This window comes from Stutzerimonas stutzeri KOS6, from assembly GCF_000307775.2.
GTDB classification, from domain to species: domain Bacteria; phylum Pseudomonadota; class Gammaproteobacteria; order Pseudomonadales; family Pseudomonadaceae; genus Stutzerimonas; species Stutzerimonas stutzeri_B.
The window spans coordinates 2,412,355-2,432,905 of record NZ_KK020676.1; the positions used below are offsets into that span (position 1 = coordinate 2,412,355).

14 protein-coding genes are annotated in these 20,551 nt (G+C 65.9%); 10 read left to right on the forward strand and 4 right to left on the reverse strand.

Features of this window, described 5'->3' with window-relative positions; all coding sequences use genetic code 11:
• Positions 1–69: 69 nt before the first annotated feature.
• Entirely contained in the window at positions 70–882 is an 813-nt protein-coding gene (locus B597_RS39140) for a formate/nitrite transporter family protein (RefSeq protein ID WP_024162300.1), read from the forward strand.
• A gap of 58 nt (positions 883–940) precedes the next feature.
• Complete coding sequence (locus tag B597_RS39145) at positions 941–2,662, forward strand: bifunctional protein-serine/threonine kinase/phosphatase (RefSeq protein ID WP_024162301.1); 1,722 nt, start codon at positions 941–943, stop codon at positions 2,660–2,662.
• Position 2,663: 1 nt separating this feature from the next.
• Here B597_RS39145 and B597_RS39150 read toward each other — a convergent pair whose 3' ends face one another.
• Positions 2,664–4,613 carry a DEAD/DEAH box helicase gene (locus tag B597_RS39150; RefSeq protein WP_024162302.1) on the reverse strand — a complete coding sequence of 650 codons (1,950 nt, stop codon included), beginning with the start codon at positions 4,611–4,613 and terminating at the stop codon, positions 2,664–2,666.
• A 230-nt stretch (positions 4,614–4,843) separates the two neighbouring features.
• Here B597_RS39150 and B597_RS39155 point away from each other — a divergent pair, with 230 nt between their 5' ends.
• The 3 genes from B597_RS39155 (at position 4,844) to B597_RS39165 (ending at position 8,995) form a co-directional block, all read left to right on the forward strand.
• The gene (locus B597_RS39155; protein ID WP_024162303.1) at positions 4,844–5,752 is read left to right on the forward strand and encodes a LysR family transcriptional regulator; all 909 of its coding nucleotides are present in this window, start codon (positions 4,844–4,846) and stop codon (positions 5,750–5,752) included.
• Between the two features lie 94 nt (positions 5,753–5,846).
• A complete protein-coding gene (fdhD, locus tag B597_RS39160; protein ID WP_024162304.1) occupies positions 5,847–6,650 on the forward strand; it encodes a formate dehydrogenase accessory sulfurtransferase FdhD in 804 nt (267 codons plus the stop codon).
• Positions 6,647–8,995, forward strand: coding sequence for an FdhF/YdeP family oxidoreductase (locus tag B597_RS39165; RefSeq protein WP_024162305.1), 2,349 nt, complete (start codon positions 6,647–6,649; stop codon positions 8,993–8,995). The genes fdhD and B597_RS39165 overlap by 4 nt, the downstream gene beginning before the upstream one ends.
• A 4-nt stretch (positions 8,996–8,999) precedes the next feature.
• Here the strand turns inward: B597_RS39165 and B597_RS39170 are convergent, their stop codons facing one another.
• From B597_RS39170 to B597_RS39180, 3 genes are all read right to left on the reverse strand, one after another.
• Positions 9,000–9,389: a GFA family protein gene (locus B597_RS39170; protein ID WP_024162306.1), complete on the reverse strand. Its 390-nt coding sequence runs from the start codon at positions 9,387–9,389 to the stop codon at positions 9,000–9,002.
• 114 nt (positions 9,390–9,503) lie between these two features.
• On the reverse strand, positions 9,504–10,199 hold the full coding sequence (locus B597_RS39175) for a potassium channel family protein (RefSeq protein ID WP_031323598.1): 696 nt from the start codon (positions 10,197–10,199) through the stop codon (positions 9,504–9,506).
• Positions 10,189–11,517 carry a TrkH family potassium uptake protein gene (locus B597_RS39180; protein WP_024162308.1) on the reverse strand — a complete coding sequence of 443 codons (1,329 nt, stop codon included), beginning with the start codon at positions 11,515–11,517 and terminating at the stop codon, positions 10,189–10,191. Before B597_RS39180 ends, B597_RS39175 begins: the two co-directional genes overlap by 11 nt.
• Before the next feature lie 482 nt (positions 11,518–11,999).
• On the opposite strand from B597_RS39180, the gene B597_RS39185 reads away from it, so the two are divergent.
• The 5 genes from B597_RS39185 (at position 12,000) to B597_RS39205 (ending at position 20,265) form a co-directional block, all read left to right on the forward strand.
• Positions 12,000–12,674, forward strand: coding sequence for a TIGR04211 family SH3 domain-containing protein (locus B597_RS39185; protein ID WP_024162309.1), 675 nt, complete (start codon positions 12,000–12,002; stop codon positions 12,672–12,674).
• Positions 12,675–12,853: 179 nt separating this feature from the next.
• The gene (locus B597_RS39190) at positions 12,854–15,973 is read left to right on the forward strand and encodes a transglycosylase domain-containing protein (RefSeq protein ID WP_024162310.1); all 3,120 of its coding nucleotides are present in this window, start codon (positions 12,854–12,856) and stop codon (positions 15,971–15,973) included.
• A 143-nt stretch (positions 15,974–16,116) separates the two neighbouring features.
• On the forward strand, positions 16,117–17,226 hold the full coding sequence (locus B597_RS39195) for an endonuclease/exonuclease/phosphatase family protein (protein WP_024162311.1): 1,110 nt from the start codon (positions 16,117–16,119) through the stop codon (positions 17,224–17,226).
• Positions 17,227–17,318: 92 nt separating this feature from the next.
• Complete coding sequence (gene glgP / locus B597_RS39200) at positions 17,319–19,829, forward strand: alpha-glucan family phosphorylase (protein WP_024162312.1); 2,511 nt, start codon at positions 17,319–17,321, stop codon at positions 19,827–19,829.
• A gap of 64 nt (positions 19,830–19,893) precedes the next feature.
• Entirely contained in the window at positions 19,894–20,265 is a 372-nt protein-coding gene (locus tag B597_RS39205; RefSeq protein WP_024162313.1) for a YgaP family membrane protein, read from the forward strand.
• The last annotated feature ends 286 nt before the right edge of the window (positions 20,266–20,551 follow it).

The window sequence follows — 20,551 nt, forward strand, 5'->3', positions numbered from 1 at the left end:
GCGCGTGCTGTCGGCGGCGCCCCGAATATCCGATTCAACGCTTCTGCCAACTATTCGAGAGATCCCGCCATGTCCTACATAGTCCCTGCCGAGTTCGCCACCAAGATGGTGGATGCCGGCGAATCGAAGATCTTCATGTCCACCCGCGACACCCTGATTCGTGCCTTCATGGCCGGGGCGATCCTCGCCCTTGCCGCCGTGTTCGCCGTGACCGTCACCGTGCAGACCGGCTCGGCGCTGGTGGGCGCGATGCTCTTCCCGGTCGGCTTCGTGATGCTTTACCTGATGGGCTTCGACCTGCTCACCGGGGTGTTCATGCTCACCCCGCTGGCGCTGCTCGACCGCCGTCCCGGCGTGACCGTCGGTGGCGTGCTGCGCAACTGGGGCTGGGTGTTCCTCGGCAATTTCGCCGGCGCGCTGACCGTCGCCTTCATGATGGCGTTCGTCTTCACCATGGGCTTTTCCACCGAGCCGGGGCCGATTGGCGAGAAGATCTCGCATGTCGGCGAAGCCCGCACCCTGGGCTATGCGGAGTTCGGCGCGGCGGGCTGGGCGACCATCTTCCTGCGCGGCATGCTGTGCAACTGGATGGTCTCGATGGGCGTGGTCGGCGCGATGATCTCCACCTCGGTCAGCGGCAAGGTGATCGCCATGTGGATGCCGATCATGCTGTTCTTCTTCATGGGCTTCGAGCACTCGGTGGTGAACATGTTCCTGTTCCCCTCGGCGATGATCATGGGCGGCAACTTCTCGGTGATGGACTACATGATCTGGAACGAGATCCCCACCGCGCTGGGCAACCTGGTCGGCGGCCTGGCCTTCACCGGCCTGACGCTCTATACCACCCACGTGCGTACCGCGCCCAAGCGCGCCGTCTACTGATCGGAGTGAACGAAGGCCCCGGTGCGCAGGCGCGCCGGGGCCTTCGCGCAGACAAAGCATGCCCAGCCAACTCGCCATTTCCCTCGGCCAGCATTCGGACCGCGGACGCAAGCCGGTCAACCAGGACTTCCACGCTGCCTGCGTGCCCAGCGACGCGCAGCTCGCCAGCAAGGGCATCGCCGTGGCCCTGGCCGACGGCATCAGCAGCAGCGCAGTCAGCCATGTCGCCAGCGAAACCGCGGTGGCAGGCTTTCTTTCCGACTACTTCTGTACCTCCGACGCCTGGTCGGTGAAGCAGTCGGCGCAGCGGGTCCTGGTGGCGATCAACTCCTGGCTGCATGCGCAGACCCGCCACAGCCCGCACCGCTATGATCGCGACCGCGGCTATGTCTGCACCTTCAGCGCGCTGGTGCTCAAGTCCGCCAGCGCGCACCTGTTCCATATCGGCGATGCGCGCATCTATCGGCTGCGCGACGGCGCCCTCGAGCAGTTGACCGAGGACCACCGCGTACGCGTGTCCGCCGACACCAGCTACCTGGGCCGCGCACTGGGCATCGACCGGCATCTGGAAATCGACTATCACAGCCTGCCGCTGGCGGTCGGCGATCTGTTCCTGCTCGCCACCGATGGCGTCTACGAGCACATCGGCGCGCGGGATGTAGCGCAGCTCGTTGCCGAGCATGGCGACGACCTCGACCTGGCGGCGCGGCTGATCGTCGAGCAGGCCTTGGCCAACGGCAGCGACGACAACCTCACCGCACAGCTGGTGCGCATCGACCGCCTGCCGGAACAGGCCGTCGACGACGTGCAGCGGCAGCTTGGCGACCTGGCGCTGCCACCGCTGCTGGAGCCGCGCATGCAGTTCGACGGCTATCGCATCGTTCGCGAGCTGCACGTCAGCAGCCGCAGCCATGTGCACTTGGCCGTCGACGAAGCCAGTGGCGCCACCGTGGTGCTGAAGACGCCCTCGCTCGATCTGCGGGGCGACGCGGCCTATCTCGAGCGCTTCCTGCTGGAAGAGTGGATCGCCCGACGGCTCGACAACCCGCACGTGGTCAAGGCCTGCCCGCCGTCGCGGCAACGCCGCTACCTGTACACGGTCAGCGAGTACATCGACGGCCAGACGCTGGCGCAATGGATGCTCGACCATCCACAGCCGGACCTGGAAACCGTGCGCGGCATCGTCGAGCAGATCGCCCGCGGCCTGCGTGCCTTCCATCGCCTGGAAATGCTGCACCAGGACCTGCGCCCGCAGAACCTGATGATCGACGCGACCGGCACGCTGAAGATCATCGATTTCGGCTCGACCCGTGTCGCCGGGCTGGCCGAACGCAATGCGCCGGACGCCCAGGACAACCTGCTTGGCACCGCGGCCTATAGCGCACCGGAATACTTCCTCGGCGAGGCCGGCACGCCGCGCTCGGACCAGTTCTCCCTCGCGGTGATCGCCTATCAGATGCTCAGCGGCCGCTTGCCCTACGGCGCCGACGTCTCCAGGGCCCGCACCAGCGCAGCGCAGAAGCGCCTGTGCTACCAGCCGCTACGCCACGCTCAGCGCGACATTCCGGCGTGGATCGACGAAGTGCTGGGCAAGGCGCTGCATCCCGATCCCGCGCGGCGCTATGCCGAACTGTCGGAGTTCGTCTTCGAGCTGCGCCAGCCCAACCCGGCCTTTCTCAGCCGCGCTCGCCCGCCACTGTTGGAGCGCAACCCGCTGCTGTTCTGGAAAGGCCTGTCGCTGCTGCTGGCCGGTACAGTCGTCGCGCTGCTGTTGCGCTGACCTAGCCCCGCGCCAGGCGCTCGGTGGCACCCTGCACCTTGCGCGTGAACCAGAGTACCCGGCTGACGCCGCGGGTGATCGCGACATAGCCCAGGCGCAGGCTCTCATCCGTCATCGCCTGGTCGTAACTGTTGCGGAAGAAACCCGAGTAGGCATACAGCGCGTTGCGCAACGGATTCGGCTGCACCGGGGCGCAGTCGTCGACGATGATCGCCACCTCGGCCTGCAGTCCCTTGGCGCGGTGAATGGTGTACGCCTTGACCGGTAACTTGCGGTCCAGCTGCGCCTGGATGGTCCGCAGCGGCTCGTTGCGCCGGCTGAGCAGCAGCACCGCGGTGCGTTCGCGGCTTTGCCGCTCGGCCACATGGGCACATTGCGCGGTAATCGCCTCGATCAGCTTCGGCAGGCCCTTGTTCAGCTCGAAACCGGTGACCAGCTTTACCCCGTGGTCGCCCGGCTGTGTCGGCTTGCATGGCCGGCTGGTCTTGGCCTGCTTGAACTGCACCCCGGCCAGCACCGCCTCGCCATCGCGAATCACCGGCTCGATGGAACGGTAGTTGGTTTCCAGCAGCAGCGTCTCGCTGCCCTTGGCGCCCCGGCGCGGGAAGTACCTGTCGAAGTCCATGAACAACTCCGGCGAACTGCCGCGCCAGCCATAGATCGACTGCCAGTCGTCACCGATGGCCATCAGGCTCGGGCTGCTCTTTTGTCGCGCCAACTGGCGATGCAGTGCCTGCAGCCATTGGACGATCTGCGGGGAAATGTCCTGGAATTCATCGATCAGCAGATGCTCGAACGGCGCGAGGCTGGCCTGTGACACATCCTTGCCTGAGCTCAGGCGCTCGGTGAGCTGTTGGAAAGCCTCGTTGAAGGTCATCAGCCCCTGCTCACGCAGTACGGCCTTGAAGTAGCCATGGAAGCTCACCAGCGCTTCGACGAAATCCCGTTCGCGCGCTGCGCACTGCAGCCTCGCCGGTTGCAATTGATCGATGCGAATGCCGATGCTCTCGATAAAGCCCGCCTGGGCATGGAAGGCCTCGTACAGCGGCAGCGGCGTGAACTCGCCGGCCAGGCTGAAGGTAGCGCCTGGCGCTTTCGGCGCGGCGCGCTTGCCCTGTTCGGTTTCGGGTGGTGGCGCGGGCAGGTCGAGCAGGCGGTGCACTATTTCGCGGAATGTCGCCTGCTCGGCGTAGCACTGCTGATAGGCCAGTTTGAGCAAGCGCGTTTGCGCCGGGCGCAGGCGCGAGGCGGCCAGCGGGTTGTCGGGTTCGTCGGCCGCGGCGGCCTTGTCGTCCAGCTGCTCGAACCACACCGGCCGGGCCAGCACCTCGCGCGCCAGCTGCGCCATGGCCGAATGGAAGGTGCGCACGCACTGGCGCGCCTGCTGCGCGTCGAACGGCACCTGCCAGAAGCCCAGCACCCGCACCAGCTGTTCGCGCAACTGCGCGCAGGAGGCATTGGTAAAGGAAATCACGGTCAGCCGCCCGGGTTCGACGCCCATGTGACAGAGCATGAACACCACGCGCAGCAGCAGCGTGGTGGACTTGCCGGAGCCGGCACCGGCGAAGATTCGCGTCACCGGGCTGCGACTGAGGATCATCGCCCATTGCTCCTGCGACGGTGCACTGATGATCCCGGCGACCACCGCCTGCTCGACCCGCTCGCGCATCGCCTGGACCTGGTCGTCGGCCACCTTCAGTTGCGCCGCCGCATAGATGCCCTGCGCGGTTGTCTTGCGCGGCCGCGGCGCAGCCCCATCGGATGCCCTCGCTGCTCCCTTCGGTTTGGCCTTGCGCTTGCCAGCCGGAGCCTGGCGCGATTTGGCCGACGCCCCGCCCCAGTGCCGAAACAACAATTCGTCCTCGTCGCGCAGGTGCGCCGATGTACGGGGAAAGCAGCGCACCAGTGCCCGGGCGAGCATGGCTCTGTAGCGCTTGACGGCAGAAAGCATCGAAAAACTCACCTGAATCTGTACATATCGTCGATATGGTACGGGTTTTCCCTGCGCGCCGATCCTGGCAGGCACCATGCTGGGCAACCTCATGCTGCAGACCTCGCCACTTTCCACACATTCAAGCGCCGGGCCGGTGTGGAGTTCGGCAGCCCACCGCCTTCGTTCGGCGCGCCGGCGGAAATGCTAAGGTGCCGCCCGCACAACCTTCGACGCGGGCAGGCCCGGACATGGATATCAAACAGCTGAAGTTTCTCGTGGCGCTCGACGAAACGCGTCATTTCGGTCAGGCCGCGGCGCGCTGCCATGTCACCCAGCCGACGCTGTCGATGCGCCTGCGTGGCCTCGAAGACGAACTCGGCCTGCAACTGGTGCTCCGTAGCCAGCGCTTCGAAGGCTTCACCCCCGAGGGCGAACGCATCCTGGCCTGGGCGCGCAGCCTGTTGGCGGCGCAGGACGGCCTGCTCGCCGAAGCGGCCTCCTGCCGTGGCCAACTGGTCGGCACCCTGCGCCTGGGCGTGGTGCCACTGGCCGGCTTCGACCCCATGCAACTGGTCCAGGCATTCGCCGAACGCCATCCGAGCCTGCGCTTCGAGCTGTTCGCGCTGAGCAGCGAGCAGATCCTCGAACGCCTGAACCGCAATCTGCTGGATCTGGGCCTGTCCTATCTGGAACGTCTGGACGACGTCCATTTCGCCAGCCTGACGCTGGGCGAAACCCGCATGGGCCTGCTGCATGACGAACGCCACTTCCGCTTCAGCGAGGCATCGCTGAGCTGGGAAGCACTGGCTGACCTGCCGCTCGGCCTGCTGACCGGCGGCATGCACTTCCGCCAGTCCATCGACCACGCGCTGCGTAGCCGTGGCCTGAGCCTGGCGCCGCGGCTGCAGACCGATGCCGTGCACCATCTGCTGCAGGCGGTCGGGGCCGGACTGTGCTGCGCAATCATGCCGCTGGATAGCGGCCTCGACGCCCTGGACGAACGCCTGACGCTCACCCCCATCGAGGGGGCCAGCACACTTGCGCCGCTGGGCCTGATCCTGCGCCGCGGCTCGCCCCGCTCGGCCCTGGGCGAGGCCTGTTTCGAAGAGGCGCGCGCGCTGCTGCAACGGCCGAAAGCGCACTCGACCGCCCCCTGATCGATACGCTCGATCAGCCCATCGAACATAGCGATTGGACGACCTCTCCCTGCGCTCCTAGGCTCCCTGCGTCGACCTGTCGCAGGCCACCGCCATGCAGTACGCCACCCTCAACACCGCAAGCAACAACGACCCGGATCTCGGCGCGGCATGCCTGGCCGACGAGTGCGCCCTGGCCATCAGCTACAACGGCCTCAACCAGGCCGTGATGATGGTGACACCGCTGGACCTGGAAGACTTCGTCATCGGCTTCAGCCTGAGCAGCGGCCTGATCGAGTGCATCGATGAACTGCGTGACCTGCGCCTGCATGGCAATGGCCGCGCGCAGCATGCCGAGGTGCAGGTGGGCTCGCGGGCGTTCTGGAGCATCAAGCAGCAGCGGCGGCAATTGGCTGGCCACAGCGGTTGCGGCCTGTGCGGTGTGCAGGCGCTCGAGCAGGCATTGCCGCAACTGGCGCCACTCGCGCCAATCGACCTGCCGCCCGAAGCGCATTTCCACGATCTCCGTCAACGCATCGGCGACGCCCAGATGCTCGCCCGCGACAGCGGCGCACTGCACGCGGCGCTGTATGTCGACGGCCATGGAGAAATCGCCCTGTGCCGTGAAGACATCGGCCGGCACAACGCGCTGGACAAGCTGATCGGCGCGCTGATGCTGCAGCGTCGTAGGCCAAGCGAAGGCTTCGTCGTGGTCACCAGTCGCTGCAGCCTGGAGCTGATCCACAAGGCCGTGCGCGCCGGCATCGGCACGCTGGTCAGCCTGTCCGCGCCGACCAGTCTGACCGTGGAATGGGCGCGCCGGCACAACCTCAACCTCATTCACCTGCCCCATCGCAGCGCGCCGCGGGTCTACAGCCCGACGCCGGCCCTGCCCGACCAGAACGGATGCCTCCCATGAGCCGCACCTCCCGCTTCGATCCCGCCGCCCGTTTCCAGCCCTACGCCGGCCCGGCCGGCGGCTGGGGCGCGCTGCGCAGCGTGGCCAGCGCCTGGCTCGGTAGCGGCAACGCGCTGAAGAACATCCGCGCCATGCTGCGCACCAACCAGAACGGCGGCTTCGACTGCCCCGGTTGCGCCTGGGGCGATTCGCCCGAAGCCGGCGCAGTGAAGTTCTGCGAGAACGGCGCCAAGGCGGTGAACTGGGAGGCCACCCGACGACGGGTGGACGCCGCCTTCTTCGCCCGTCACAGCGTCACCCAGTTGCGCGAGCAGAGCGACTACTGGCTCGAATACCAGGGCCGCCTGAGCGAACCGGTCCGTTACGACGCCGCCAGCGACCGCTACCTGCCGATCAGCTGGGACGATGCCTTCGCGCTGATCGCCCGACACCTGAACGGACTGGACAACCCGCACCAGGCAGCCTTCTACACGTCCGGCCGGGCCAGCAACGAAGCGGCCTATCTTTACCAGCTGTTCGGTCGCAGCTTCGGCACCAACAATTTTCCCGACTGCTCGAACATGTGCCACGAGGCCAGTGGCGTCGCCCTGACCGAATCCATCGGCGTCGGCAAGGGCACGGTGACGCTGGAGGATTTCGATCACGCCGATGCGATCTTCGTACTCGGGCAGAACCCCGGCACCAACCACCCGCGCATGCTCGAACCGCTGCGCCAGGCAGTGGAGCGTGGCGCCCAGGTGGTCTGCTTCAATCCATTGCGCGAGCGCGGGCTGGAACGCTTCCAGCACCCGCAGAAGCCCATCGAGATGCTCGCCAACCAGGACGCGCCGACCCACAGCGCCTACCTGCGGCCTAATCTCGGCGGCGATCTGGCGGTGCTGCGCGGCATCGCCAAGTACTTGCTGCAATGGGAGCAGGAAGCCCAGGCCAGCGGCGCACCGGCTGTGTTCGATCACGCCTTCCTGGCCGAGCACAGCCACGGGCTGGACGCCTATCTGGCCGAGGTCGGAGCCACGCCGTGGACGCTGATCGAACGGCAGTCGGGGCTCGACCGCGAAACGATTCGCCACGCCGCCGAGATCTACCGTAACGCCGAGCGGACCATCGTCTGCTGGGCCATGGGCATCACCCAGCACCGCCATTCGGTGGCGACCATCCAGGAAATCACCAACCTGCTGCTGCTACGCGGCAACCTCGGCAAGCCCGGCGCCGGCGCCTGCCCGGTGCGTGGTCACAGCAATGTGCAGGGCGACCGCAGCATGGGCATCAACGAACGGCCACCAGCCGCGCTGCTCGACGCACTGCAACGCCATTTCGATCTGCCGATGCCGCGCCAGCCCGGCTACAACACGGTGGAATGCATCCAGGCCATGCTCGCCGGCCAGGTCAAGGTATTCATCGGCCTGGGCGGCAACTTCGCCCAGGCCACGCCCGACACCCCGCGCACCCAGCAGGCGTTGCGCAACTGCGAGCTGACCGTACAGATCAGCACCAAGCTCAACCGCAGCCACCTGACCATGGGCCGCGACGCGCTGATCCTGCCCTGTCTCGGCCGCACCGACATCGACCGCCAGGCCTGCGGCCCACAGGCGGTCACCGTGGAGGACTCGTTCAGCATGATCCACGCCTCACGGGGCCAGCTCGAACCCTCGTCCGCCGAGATGCGTTCGGAGCCGGCCATCATTGCCGGCATCGCCGCCGCCACGCTGGGCAAACGTCCGCTGGATTGGCTCTGGCTGGTGGAGGACTACGCCCGTATCCGCGAGCTGATCGCGGCGACCATTGCCGGATTCGCTGGCTTCGACCATCGGCTGCACCGCCCTGGCGGCTTCTATCTGGGCAACGCCGCCGCCCGGCGCGAATGGAATACCGCCAGCGGCCGCGCCGAGTTCAAGGCGCACCCGCTGCCGAGCGACCTGCTACCCGAGCAGGCCCGCCATGACGGCGTGGACGCCGATCTGATCCTGCAGACGCTGCGCTCCCACGACCAGTACAACACCACGCTTTATGGCCTGGATGACCGCTATCGCGGGGTGAAAGGCATGCGCGACGTGGTCTTCGTCAATCCCGCCGACATCCAGCGCCTGGGCCTGGAAGCCGGCCAGCAGGTCGATCTGCTATCGCTGTGGGACGACGGCATCGAGCGGCGCGTAAGCGGCTTCACCCTGCTCGCCTACGACACCCCGCTCGGCCAGGCCGCCGCCTACTACCCGGAAACCAATCCACTGGTGCCACTGGAAAGCTTTGGCGAGCGCAGCCACACGCCGACCTCGAAATTCATCGCTATTCGCGTGCTGCCAAGCAGTTCGCAAGGCAGACGGCAGCTGATCGCCAGCAGACAGTAGGGGCTCACTCACAGCGACCGGCGTCGTCCCGGTCGTGCGGGTAATGCCGGCTGAGCGGCAAGGCCGGCAGCCAAGCTTCGCGGCGCACCGTCCAGCACTCATAGGTCGGCACCAACTGGTCGGGGGCATCCAGCGCGCCCAGATACACCTCGATCTCATCGCCGCTGCGAGCGAGCACCGAGGAACCGCAGCGCGGGCAGAAGAAGCGGCCGGCGTACTCGCCCGTCTCCCCCTCGATGGTCACCGCTTCTCGTGGAAACACCGCAGCGGCGTAGAACAGCGCGCCATGATGCTTGCGGCAGTCCATGCAGTGACAGACGCCGACTCGCCAGGGCTGGCCCGATGCGATGAAGCGAACCTTGCCGCACAGGCAGCCACCGGTGAATGCATCCACGTTGTGTCTCCGAAGGACGTAGGGATCGCCAAGCTCGGCTTGCTGGCTATCCGCAAAGGCTCGGCGCTCTTGCAGCCTAGCCCTGCTTCGACCATCCCGCCCCGTGCAGCGCGACTAGCGACTCTGGCCGGCGAAACGCTGAATATCGTGGGTCGGCCCCGAAACGATCAGCAGGTCGCCCGGCAGCACCAGAGTGCTGGGTGTCGCATGCTGGAAATCCTGATTGGCGCGCTTCAGACCGACGATGGTCACGCCGAACGTCTCGCGTACCGCGGCGGCGGCCAGCGTGCTGTTGTGAACGCGCTCGGGGGCATGGATCTTGGCGATGGCGAAGCCGTCGTCGAACTCGATGAAGTCCATCATCCGCCCGGTGATCAGGTGCGCGACGCGCTCGCCCATGTCCGCTTCGGGATAGACCACGTGATGGGCGCCGATGCGCAGGGCGATCTGCCCGTGCTCGGCAGTCAGCGCCTTGACCCAGATGTCTTTGATGCCCAACTCGGTCAGCGCCATGATGGTCATCAGGCTCGCCGCCATGTCGGAGCCGATGCCAACGATGGCATGGGGGAAATCGGCGACCCCGAGCTGCCGCAGTGCCATGACATTGGTGGAGTCGGCCTGCACCGCATGGGTAAGCAGATCGGCCCAGGCATGCACCGGCTCGGCGGCCTGATCGATACCCATCACGTCATGGCCCAGGCGAGTCAGGGATTGCGCCACCGAGCTGCCGAACCGCCCCAGCCCGATGACCACCACGCTGTCGCCTTTCGAGAAGGAAAACTGCTCTGAAAACAACAATTTAGCCAACAATTGGGTGTTCCTCCGGATAACGGTAGGGCATACGGTGCTCGCCCAGCGCGAGCGAAGCGGCCAGGGTGATGGTGCCGACCCGGCCGACATACATGAGCAGTGTCAGCATGAGCTGACTGGTTTCGGGCAGGTCCGCGGTGATGCCGGTGGACAGACCGACGGTGCCAAATGCCGAAATGACCTCGAAGATGACCTGGTCGGTGGGTATATCGGTGTCTCGCAGGATCACCAGCGTACCCAGGACCACCAGGGCGCTGCCCAGCACCAGCACGGTGATAGCCTGGCGCTGCGCCGAGCTGCCGACCCGGCGACCGAACGCCTCGACGTCGGGCCTGCCGCGAATCTCGGCGATCACCAGCAAAGCCAGGATGACGACCGTCCCGACCTTTACCCCACCGGCGGTACCGGCACTGCCACCACCGATGAACATCAGAAAATAGTGCAGCGCCCAGCTCTCGTGGGTCAGCGCCGCGATATCGATGGCATTGAAGCCGGCCGTACGCGCCGAAACGGAAATGAAGGCCGCCGAAAGCATCTTGTCGGCCCACACCATCGGTCCGAGCGTGCCCGGATTGGACCATTCGAAAAGCAGCACGGCGAGGAAGCCACCCGCCAGCAGTACCGCAGTGCCAGAGAGCGTGAGCTTGGTGTGCAGCGACCAATGCCGTGGATCGGACCACTTGCTGCGCAGGTCGTAGAGCACCGGGAAGCCGATCCCGCCGATCACGATGGCGCTCATGACCGGCGTCAGGATCAGCGCATCGGTGGAGTAACGGATAAGACCATCACCGTGAATCGAGAACCCGGCGTTGTTGAATGCCGAGACGGCGTGGAACAGCCCGCTCCAGGCTGCATCCCCCCAGCCGAGACCGTACGCCAGATGCAGGCGCAGGGTGAGCAGCACCGTCACCGCCAGCTCCATGAACAGCGTCACCACCAGCACCAGTTTCGCCACGCTGCTGATGTCGCCCAAACCCAGCACGTGCGACTCGGCCTGAGCGATCAGCTTGGCTCGCAGGCGGAACGACCGGTTGACCAGCAACCCCAGCAGCGTGGCCAGCGTCATCATGCCGAAGCCGCCGAGCTGAAACAGCACCATGATCACGACCTGGCCGAAGGTCGACCAGTAGGTGCCGGTATCGACCACCACCAGGCCGGTAACGCTGACCGCTGATACCGCAGTGAAGAAGGCGGTAATCCAGGGCGCCGACTCGCCGTGGGCGTGGGCTGCGGGCAAGGACAGCAACGCCGTGCCGCATAGAATGGCGAGGAGGAACACGAGAGCGACAGCTCTGCCGGGGTGCAGCAGTGATTTCATTCGATCCACACCGACGGATCCAAGAGGAGTGGGAGCTGCCGGAATCGGCGCTCCGGAAAGCAGAGCGAGAGGCTAGGCGCATTGCTTCGCTTGTTCAACTGGCTGGCTCGAAATATTGAATGTATGCCGGGCCCCATGCCGGGGGGCGCGAACGCCCTCGCAGCACGCCCAGCGCTTCTGGCACGGCTGGACGGCTTCTGGCAGTCAGCGACAAGCACAGCGCAGCCGCAGGTCACATTGCGACAGAGCCGGCCGCACCCGCCTGAACTATCTCAGGCGAGGGCTGTCAGTCAGCTGATGCATTCCGCGAATCACTTTGGCTGACGTGCCGATTGCGCGCCGGGTTCCTGGCTGCGGCCACCGACCCCGTCCGGCTGAGCGTTCTTCCTACCGGCCGTTGCGTATCCGGCAAGCTCCGCGGACCAGGTGCAGCCGATCACTGCCCCTCATGGGCCTTCTCCTTCCAATAACGCGAACTCTTCATGTCCATATCTCTTCATCTTTCTGCGCTGCTATCCCGCCTCTCTTTTCTCAGATCGCGCCAGGTCATTGGCGCAGGACTGCTCGGCGCCCTGCTGGTTACCACGCCAGCCCATGCCCAGGAGGCCTCCGACAACACGCGTTGGGTCAGCGACAGCCTGAACACCTTCGTGCGCAGCGGCCCTACCGATGGCTATCGCATCGTCGGCACGCTGACTTCGGGCCAGAAGGTCGAGCTGATCAGCACCCAGGGCGACTACAGCCAGGTGCGCTCGGAATCCGGCAGCAACGTCTGGATTCCCAGCAAGGAGCTGCAGGACGTACCCGGCCAGGCCGAACGACTGCCGCAGCTTGAACAACAGGTCGCCGAGCTGAGCGAAGAGCTCAAGACCATCGACGACAGTTGGCAGGCACGTGTGCAAGGCATGCAGGAAACCCTGGATTCGCGCAAGGCACTGATCGACGAGCTCGATGCACGCCGAGCGACCCTCGAAGCCGCCTTGACCGAAGCACAGTCGGAACTGCGCGCGACGCAGGCACGGCTGGGGGACGAAAACAAGCAGGTGCTCATGCAGTACATGGTCTATGGCGGCAGCATCGCCGGGGCGGGACTGCTGGTGGGGCTGATCCTGCCGAGCCTGACCCGCGGCCGCAAACGCAACGACCGCTGGTTCTGACACGCTCAGCCAAGCCAGGCGCCCGGCAGGTCATAGACGGCGGCAGCTTGCCGGGTATCGGAGTGCTGAAAGCGACATCAGCGGCGTTCTTGAGCCGTTCCGTTCGTCAAGCGGGCATCGCTTAAGCCCTGGGCGCCGACTATGCTTGCGCGAGAGCACTGCTAGGAAGCCAGGCACACATGGGCGCAGTATGGCGGTCCGACAAGAAATCCCAGGATGGGCGTTCCAAACGCGCCCCCTCCCCCGCATCACCCCGTTCATCAGCCAAGAGCCGGCGCAAGACTGCACGCCGGATGGCCCTGCTCGTCGGCGCTTCGCTGCTGGCCGGCGCGGGCTATCTCGGCTGGCAGGAGCTCGAGAGTTCCCGCTGGCAGTCGCAATGGCTGAGCCGCTATGCCGCGGAGCTGAATTTCAGCGTCCGGCCCGGGCCGAGTCCGCGCATCCGCTTCCCGGAGGACGGCCCGTTCGATCGCCGGCTGGGCTATGTCGACCTGCCGCACTTCATCGAACGCCTGGCGCAGCGCAATTTCCGTATCGAGCAGCAGGCGCGCTTTTCCCGTGCACTGTTCGATTACACCCGTCGCGGCTTCTTCGCGCCCTACCCCGAGAACTCCCGGGCCGGGCTGACGATCAATGACTGCCGCGGCCTCCCGCTCTACGCCAACAGCTATCCACGCCAGTACTACGAGCGTTTCGAGGACATCCCGCCACTGCTGGTCATGAGCCTGCTGTTCATCGAGGACCGTGGCCTGCTCGACGCCAGCCGGCCCAACGCCAACCCGGCGGTGGACTGGCCGCGCTTCACCAAGGCGGCCATCAGCCAACTGGAGAAGCATCTGGGTCTCGGCGGCCAGGCCGCCGGTGGCAGTACTCTGGCCACCCAGGTCGAAAAATACCGCCATTCACCGGAAGGAAGAACCGGCGACCCACAGGAAAAGATTCGGCAGATGATCTCCGCCAGCGTGCGTACCTATCGTCAAGGTCCGCAGACGCTCGCCACCCGTCAGCGCATCGTGCGCGACTACCTCAACAGCGTGCCGCTCTCGGCGGCACCGGGGCATGGCGAAGTGCATGGCATCGCCGACGGCCTGAGGCTGTGGTTCGGCGCCGATTTCGACGCGGTCAACCAACTGCTCGCGCCGCCCAACGGCAGCCCGGTCGCCCCCCTGGCACGTGGTCTGGCACTGCGCCAGGTGCTGTCGTTGCTGATCGCCCAGCGCCGGCCGTCCTACTACCTGGGCGCCGGCCGCGAGGAGATGGCGGCACTGACCGACAGCCACATCCGCCTGCTGGCCAACGGTGGCATCATCGATACGCCGCTACGCGATGCGGCGCTCGCCCAGCGCATTCCGGCGCACAATCCCAGCCGCGACTCGGCGATTCGCCCGGTCGAGGCCACCAAGGGCATCAGCGTGGCGCGCATGCGCCTGGCCGGGCTGCTCGGCCTGCCGCTGTACGACCTCGACCGCCTCGACCTGACCGCCAGCACACCGCTGCAGGGCGACCTGCAACGGCAGATCAGCGAGTATCTGGTGCGTCTGGCCGACCCGGCATTCGCCGAGTCGGTCGGTCTGTTCGGGGATCGAATGCTGTCGCCGGAACGAACCGCCGATGTGCGCTATAGCTTCACCCTGTTCGAGCGCGGCGACGAAGGCTTCCGCGTGCGGGTGCAGACCGACAACACCAACCAGCCCTTCGACATCAACGAAGGCAGCAAGCTGGAACTGGGCTCGACCGCCAAGCTGCGCGTGGTGGCCACTTATCTGGAAGTCATCGCCGAGCTCCACCAGCGCTACTCGGCGCTCAGTCCAAGCGAACTTGCCAAGATCGACGCCAAGGCCAATCTCAGCCGCTGGGCCATCGACTATCTGACGCGCACCGAAGACCGCAGCCTCGAACGCATGCTCGACGCCGCGCTGGATCGACACTATTCGGCCAGCCCCGCCGAGCGCTTTTTCACCGGGGCAGGCATGCACCGCTTCGGCAATTTCCGCCACGAGGACGACGGCCGCATCCCCACCGTACGCGAATCGTTGCGCGAGTCAATCAACCTGCCGTTCGTGCGCCTGATGCGCGATCTGGTGAGTTACAGCACCTACGAAACCATCAACAGCGCCGAACTGCTGGATGACGACAAGGACCCGCGCCGCCAGGACTATCTGACCCGTTTCGCCGATCGCGAGGGTTCGGTGTTCCTGCAGCGCTTCTGGAAGAAGTACCGCAACAAGACCGCCGAACAGCGTATCGACATCTTCCTGCAGGGCATGCGGCCGACACCGGTTCGCCTGGCTGCCGTGCATCGCTACCTGATGCCCGAGGCCGAACGCCCGGCCTTCGACCGTTTCCTCAGGCAGCGCCTGCCGGACGCCGAGCTCCGCGACGAGCAGCTGGATGCCCTCTATACCCGCTACCGCCCCGGTGCCTACAGCCTGCCCGATCAGGCATACATCGCGCGGACGCACCCGCTCGACCTCTGGCTGCTGGGCTACCTGATCGCCAACCCGCAGGCGACGCTTTCCCAGGTGGTCGCCGACAGCCGCGCCGAGCGCCAGGAAGTCTACGGCTGGTTGTTCCGCAGCCGGCACAAGAGCGCCAGGGACAGTCGCATCCGCATCATGCTGGAGGTCGAAGCCTTCACCGATATCCATCGACGCTGGCAGCGCCTGGGTTATCCGTTCGACAGCCTGGTACCGTCGCTGGCCACCGCGCTCGGCAGCTCCGGTGACCGTCCCGCAGCGCTGGCCGAGCTGATGGGTATCATCCTCAACGACGGCATTCGCCTGCCCAGCGTACGCATCGACAACCTGCACTTTGCCGAAGGTACGCCCTACGAGACACGCATGGGCTTCGTCGCCGGCAGCGGCAAGCGGGTGATGCCGGTGGAGGTCGCGCGGGCGCTGCAGGATGCGCTGGCCAACGTGGTCGAAGGCGGTACGGCACGGCGCCTGCAAGGTGCCTTCGTCAAGGAGGACGGCAGCGCATTGCGCCTCGGCGGCAAGACCGGCACCGGCGACAATCGTATCCAGAGCGTCGGCGCCGGGGGGCGGCTGATCAGCTCTCAGGCGCTGAACCGCACCGCCACCTTCGTCTTCTATCTCGGGCCGCGCCATTTCGGCACGCTGACCGCCTACGTACCGGGGCGTGCAGCCGACAACTTCCGCTTCACTTCGGCGCTGCCGGTGCAGACGCTCAAGGGCATGGCGCCGATCCTGCAACCCTATCTGCTGGGCCAGGACAGCCTTTGCCAGCCGCGCCATCTGCCCGCGCTCGGAGGCAGTATGCTTTCGGCAGAGAACTGATCGCTCGCGCTGATCTGCTACCGTTGCAGCGGCATTCGACGGTAGCGGATTCGCCGCACCCAGGCGCCGGTTTGCTTGTCGCCGCCTCAAGCTTGGAATCGCCAGGGCCGGTCGGAACCGCTCGGCTGACAAAAGGAAATAGCATGATCGAAGGGACACTCCTGCTCACTACGGGCTTTCTCCTGCTCGTCACGTTGCTACCGCTCTGGCGGCAGCGGAGCTGGTGGGTGCGGATCTGGGAGTTCCCGCGCCTGCAACTCGCTGTGCTGATGGCGGCATTGCTGGCGGCACAGGGACTGTTGCTCGACTACGCACAGCCCTGGCATTACCTGCTTCCGGCCCTGACTGGGGCCTGTCTGGCCTACCAGCTCTGGTGGATCGCACCCTATACGCGAATCTGGCGCAACGAAGTCCTGCCCGCGGCGCCTGGCACCGAGGGGTCACGGCTGCGGGTGATGGCTTCGAATGTCCTGGGCCACAATCGTCAGTCCGCGCGCCTGCTCGAGCTGGTACGCCAATATCGCCCAGACGTTCTGGTAGCCCTCGAAACCGACCACTGGTGGGAAACGCAGCTCGATCAGCTGGGCGAGGATTATCCACACAGCATCCGCTGCCCCCAGGACAATCTCTACGGCATGCACGTCTACTCACGCCTGCCGCTCGAGGAGCCGGAAGTGTCCTTTCTGGTGGAGGACGACGTGCCTTCGATGCACGCCTGCGTACGCGTCAGCGACGCGCTCGCGGTGCGCATGCACTTCCTCCACCCGGCGCCACCCAGCCCGACCGAGAACGAAGAGTCGACCGAGCGTGACGTGGAGCTGCTGGTGGTCGCCCGCAGCGTGCAGCACAACGATGCCCCGATCATCGTGACCGGCGACCTCAACGATGTCGCCTGGGCACCGACCACACGGCTGTTCCGCAAGATCAGCGGCCTGCTCGATCCGCGGGTCGGCCGCGGCATGTACAACACCTTCCACGCGCATCACTGGTTCCTGCGCTGGCCGCTGGATCACTTCTTCCACAGCGCGCACTTCCGCTTCATCCGCCTGCTGCGCCTGCCGGATATAGGCTCGGACCACTTCCCGGTGTTCATCGAACTGCAGTACGACCCCAGGCACACTGAGGAACAGCAGGGCCTCGAAGCCGATCGCGACGACCAGCAACAGGCGACGCAAACCATTGCCGAGGAACCGGTGACTCCTGCCGATGTGCCGCAGCCAGATGCCACGCCTCCTGCCAGACGCGGGGCCTGAGCCAAACGGATGGCAGCGACCGGGCAATCGATGCGGTTGAAGGCCTATGCTGAATCAGACCGTACGACCACCGCCCCGATGAGAGGTACCCCTTGGCTCCTGCATCCGAACGCCCCGCCATCACGGCTGAAATGCTGCGCCAGCTGGCCTTCGATCAATCCATTCGCTGGAGCAGCCAGAACGACGATCTCTGGGAGCTGATCGACAACGAGCTGTGGAAGCTTACCCGCAACCCCAGCCTGGTGCTCAGCACCGTCCCCGAGCAGACACTGGATGCGCTGTTGCAGCGTGCCGACTGCCATCGTCTGCTGGAAGGCGTCGTTCAGGCACAGCAGGAAAAGCTGGCGCGGCCGACCTGGTTCGCCGGCCAGCAGTTCTCCGGGAAGCTTACGGGGATCGCCTATTTCTCCATGGAGTACATGCTGAGCGAGGCGCTGCCGATCTATTCCGGCGGGCTCGGCAATGTCGCGGGCGACCAGCTCAAGGCGGCCAGTGACCTTGGCGTTCCGGTCACGGCCGTGGGCATGCTCTGGCAGCACGGCTACTTCCGTCAGGGCATCGGTCCGGATGGGCGGCAGCAGGAGCTGTACCCGGTCAACGACACCCGGCAGATGCCCATCGAGCCGTTGCGCGACGCCAGCGGCACGCCACTGCGCCTGGCCATCCACCTGCCCGGCGTACAGATCTGGTTGCGCGGCTGGCAAGCCATCGTCGGACGCAACCGCCTGCTATTGCTCGATACCAACGATCCGGCCAATCCGCCGGTGGCACGCCTGATCACCAGTGAGCTATATGGCGGCGACAACGAAATGCGACTGCGCCAGGAGCTGGTATTGGGCATTGGCGGCTGGCGACTGTTGGAAGCCGCCGGGCTGCAACCCGACGTGCTGCATCTCAACGATGGCCACGCCGCGTTCGCGGTTCTGGAGCGTGCACGCAGCTACATGACGCGCGAAGAGGTTTCCTTTGCCGTCGCGCTCAGCGCGACCCGGGCTGGCAACCTGTTCACCACCCATACCCCGGTCGAAGCTGGCTTCGATCGCTTTCCGGCCGAACTGGTGGGCAAGTACCTGGAGCGCTACGCCGAGTACGAGCTGGGCATCACGCTGCAGACGCTGCTGGCGATGGGCCGCAAGCAGGCGCAGGACCCGCACGAGCTATTCAACATGGCCTACCTGGCGGCGCGTGGTTGCGGTGCGATCAATGCGGTCAGCCGGCTGCACGGCCACACCAGCCGCTTGATCTTCCGCGAGCTGTTCCCGCGCTGGCCGGTCCCCGAAGTACCCATTGCCCATGTCAGCAACGGCATTCATCTGCCGACCTGGGTCGCACCGGACGCCGAGGCGCACTGGCAGCAATTGCACGGCGACGATCTGCCCTGGCGTGGCATGGGGCAGGTATCGGTAAACGACCTACTGGCCAGGGTCGACGATCGCTGGCTTTGGCAGATTCGCCAGCATGCCCGCAACGACCTGCTCAAGTTCGTGCGCAGCCATCTGGCTCGCAGCCTCGCCGTCCATGGTGCCTCGCCCGCGGACATCGAGGTCGCCGGCTCACGCTTGCACCCGGAGCGCCTGACCCTCGGATTCGCTCGGCGCTTCGCCACCTACAAGCGTCCCAACCTGCTGCTGCATGATCCCGAGCGGCTGGTGCGGCTGCTCACTCACCCCTGCCACCCGGTACAGCTGCTGGTCGCCGGCAAGGCGCATCCGGCAGACCGCGCCGGGCAGGCGCTGCTCAGCGAATGGCAGCAGTTCGCCGCGCGCGCCGATGTCGATGGCCGGGTGGTGTTCCTGGAAGACTACGACATGCGCATCGCCCGGCACATGGTTCAGGGCGTCGATGTCTGGCTGAACACGCCGCGCCGCCCCTGGGAAGCCAGCGGCACCAGCGGCATGAAAGTGCTGGCCAATGGTGGCCTGAACCTGTCGCAGCTCGACGGCTGGTGGGCCGAAGCCTACGCCGCCGACCTCGGCTGGGCGGTGGGCGATGGACTGGAGCACGACCCCGAACACGACGCGGCGGACGCCGAACAGCTTTACCAACTGCTCGAAGAGCAAGTGGTGCCCTCCTTCTACAAGCGCGATGAGCACGACGTTCCCAACGCCTGGGTGAAACGCATGCGTCGCAGCATGGGCGAACTGGTGGAACGGTTCTCCGCCGATCGCACGGTGCGCGAATACACCGAGCGCTACTACCTGCCCATGGCCCGCGCCTATCGACAACGTTGGGCACAGGGCTCCGCACTGGCCTCAGCGCTATCGCATCAGGCAACCCAACTGCGCAGCTACTGGCATGAACTGGATTTCGTCGAGTTGCAGTGGGCCAGCGAAGGGGACGTACATCATGTGCGAGTGCGCCTGTACCTGGGGAATATCAAGCCGGAGCAGATTGCCGTCCAACTGTTCGCCGAATGCCGGGGAAGCGAGCCTGCCGATATTCATCCCCTGCATCTTCGCCTGCGCGACGGCGCATTCGCCGTCTTTGAGGGCCGGCTAAGCACCCATCGCCCGCATGCGGACTACACCGCGCGGGTCGTAGCCAGCGCCCAGCTGGGGCTGGCGGTACCGCTGGAGCTACCGTTGATTCACTGGCAGCGATGAACAGCCGGAACGCTAGCGCGGCGATGCAGTCATCTGTTGAACACTCATCGACAGAGGACACCGCATGATCAAGCAACTGTTCGACAGCTCTGCGCCGCAGAACGTCCATGGCTGGGAGCGCGCTGCCTCCCTGGCGGGCGGGCTGGTGATGATGGGCAAGGGGCTGCGGCGTGGCGGGCTTGTCGGCCTGGCCGAGCTGGCCATGGGCGGCATGGCGCTGGCGCGCGGCATCAGCGGGCGCTGCGAAGCCAAGCGCATGTTGACCGAGATGGAGGCCAAGCCGTCGTTGCCGAGCCAGCGCTACAGCCATATGCCGCTGGATTCGGAGGTGCACAGCCCGGACTTCGTCGACGCCGACGTGCAGTTGCCCGACAGCACACCGATGGGCCATGAAACCCACACGCCACCGCGCAGCAGCCAAAAACCCGGGGCTTAGCAGCATCGTAGGGTGGCTTCAGCATCGTAGGGTGCGGATGAAGCATCGTAGGGTGGGCTTCAGCCCACCAAAATTCAGCCACCCGAACTGGTCCTGTCGGTGGGCTGAAGCCCACCCTACGCCTGAAATCGCACCGGGGCGGGCCCTCCACGATCAGCCCTGCCCCAGCAGCCGCCCCTGATTCTGCTGCGCCATGTCCTTCAGGTAATCCCAGGTCGTGCGCATGCGCGCCAGATCCTTGAACTCGATCGGCATCAGCATCCAGAAAGTGAAGCGAAGCATCGTA

Bases quoted from the DNA above. Each gene is read 5' to 3' on its own strand.
- B597_RS39150 (WP_024162302.1), bottom strand. From the start codon at position 4,613: ATGCTTTCTGCCGTCAAGCGCTACAGAGCCATGCTCGCCCGGGCACTG.
- B597_RS39195 (WP_024162311.1), top strand. From the start codon at position 16,117: ATGATCGAAGGGACACTCCTGCTCACTACGGGCTTTCTCCTGCTCGTC.
- B597_RS39185 (WP_024162309.1), top strand. From the start codon at position 12,000: ATGTCCATATCTCTTCATCTTTCTGCGCTGCTATCCCGCCTCTCTTTT.
- B597_RS39190 (WP_024162310.1), top strand. From the start codon at position 12,854: ATGGGCGCAGTATGGCGGTCCGACAAGAAATCCCAGGATGGGCGTTCC.
- B597_RS39165 (WP_024162305.1), top strand. From the start codon at position 6,647: ATGAGCCGCACCTCCCGCTTCGATCCCGCCGCCCGTTTCCAGCCCTAC.
- B597_RS39180 (WP_024162308.1), bottom strand. From the start codon at position 11,517: ATGAAATCACTGCTGCACCCCGGCAGAGCTGTCGCTCTCGTGTTCCTC.
- B597_RS39205 (WP_024162313.1), top strand. From the start codon at position 19,894: ATGATCAAGCAACTGTTCGACAGCTCTGCGCCGCAGAACGTCCATGGC.
- fdhD (WP_024162304.1), top strand. From the start codon at position 5,847: ATGCAGTACGCCACCCTCAACACCGCAAGCAACAACGACCCGGATCTC.
- B597_RS39140 (WP_024162300.1), top strand. From the start codon at position 70: ATGTCCTACATAGTCCCTGCCGAGTTCGCCACCAAGATGGTGGATGCC.
- B597_RS39145 (WP_024162301.1), top strand. From the start codon at position 941: ATGCCCAGCCAACTCGCCATTTCCCTCGGCCAGCATTCGGACCGCGGA.
- B597_RS39155 (WP_024162303.1), top strand. From the start codon at position 4,844: ATGGATATCAAACAGCTGAAGTTTCTCGTGGCGCTCGACGAAACGCGT.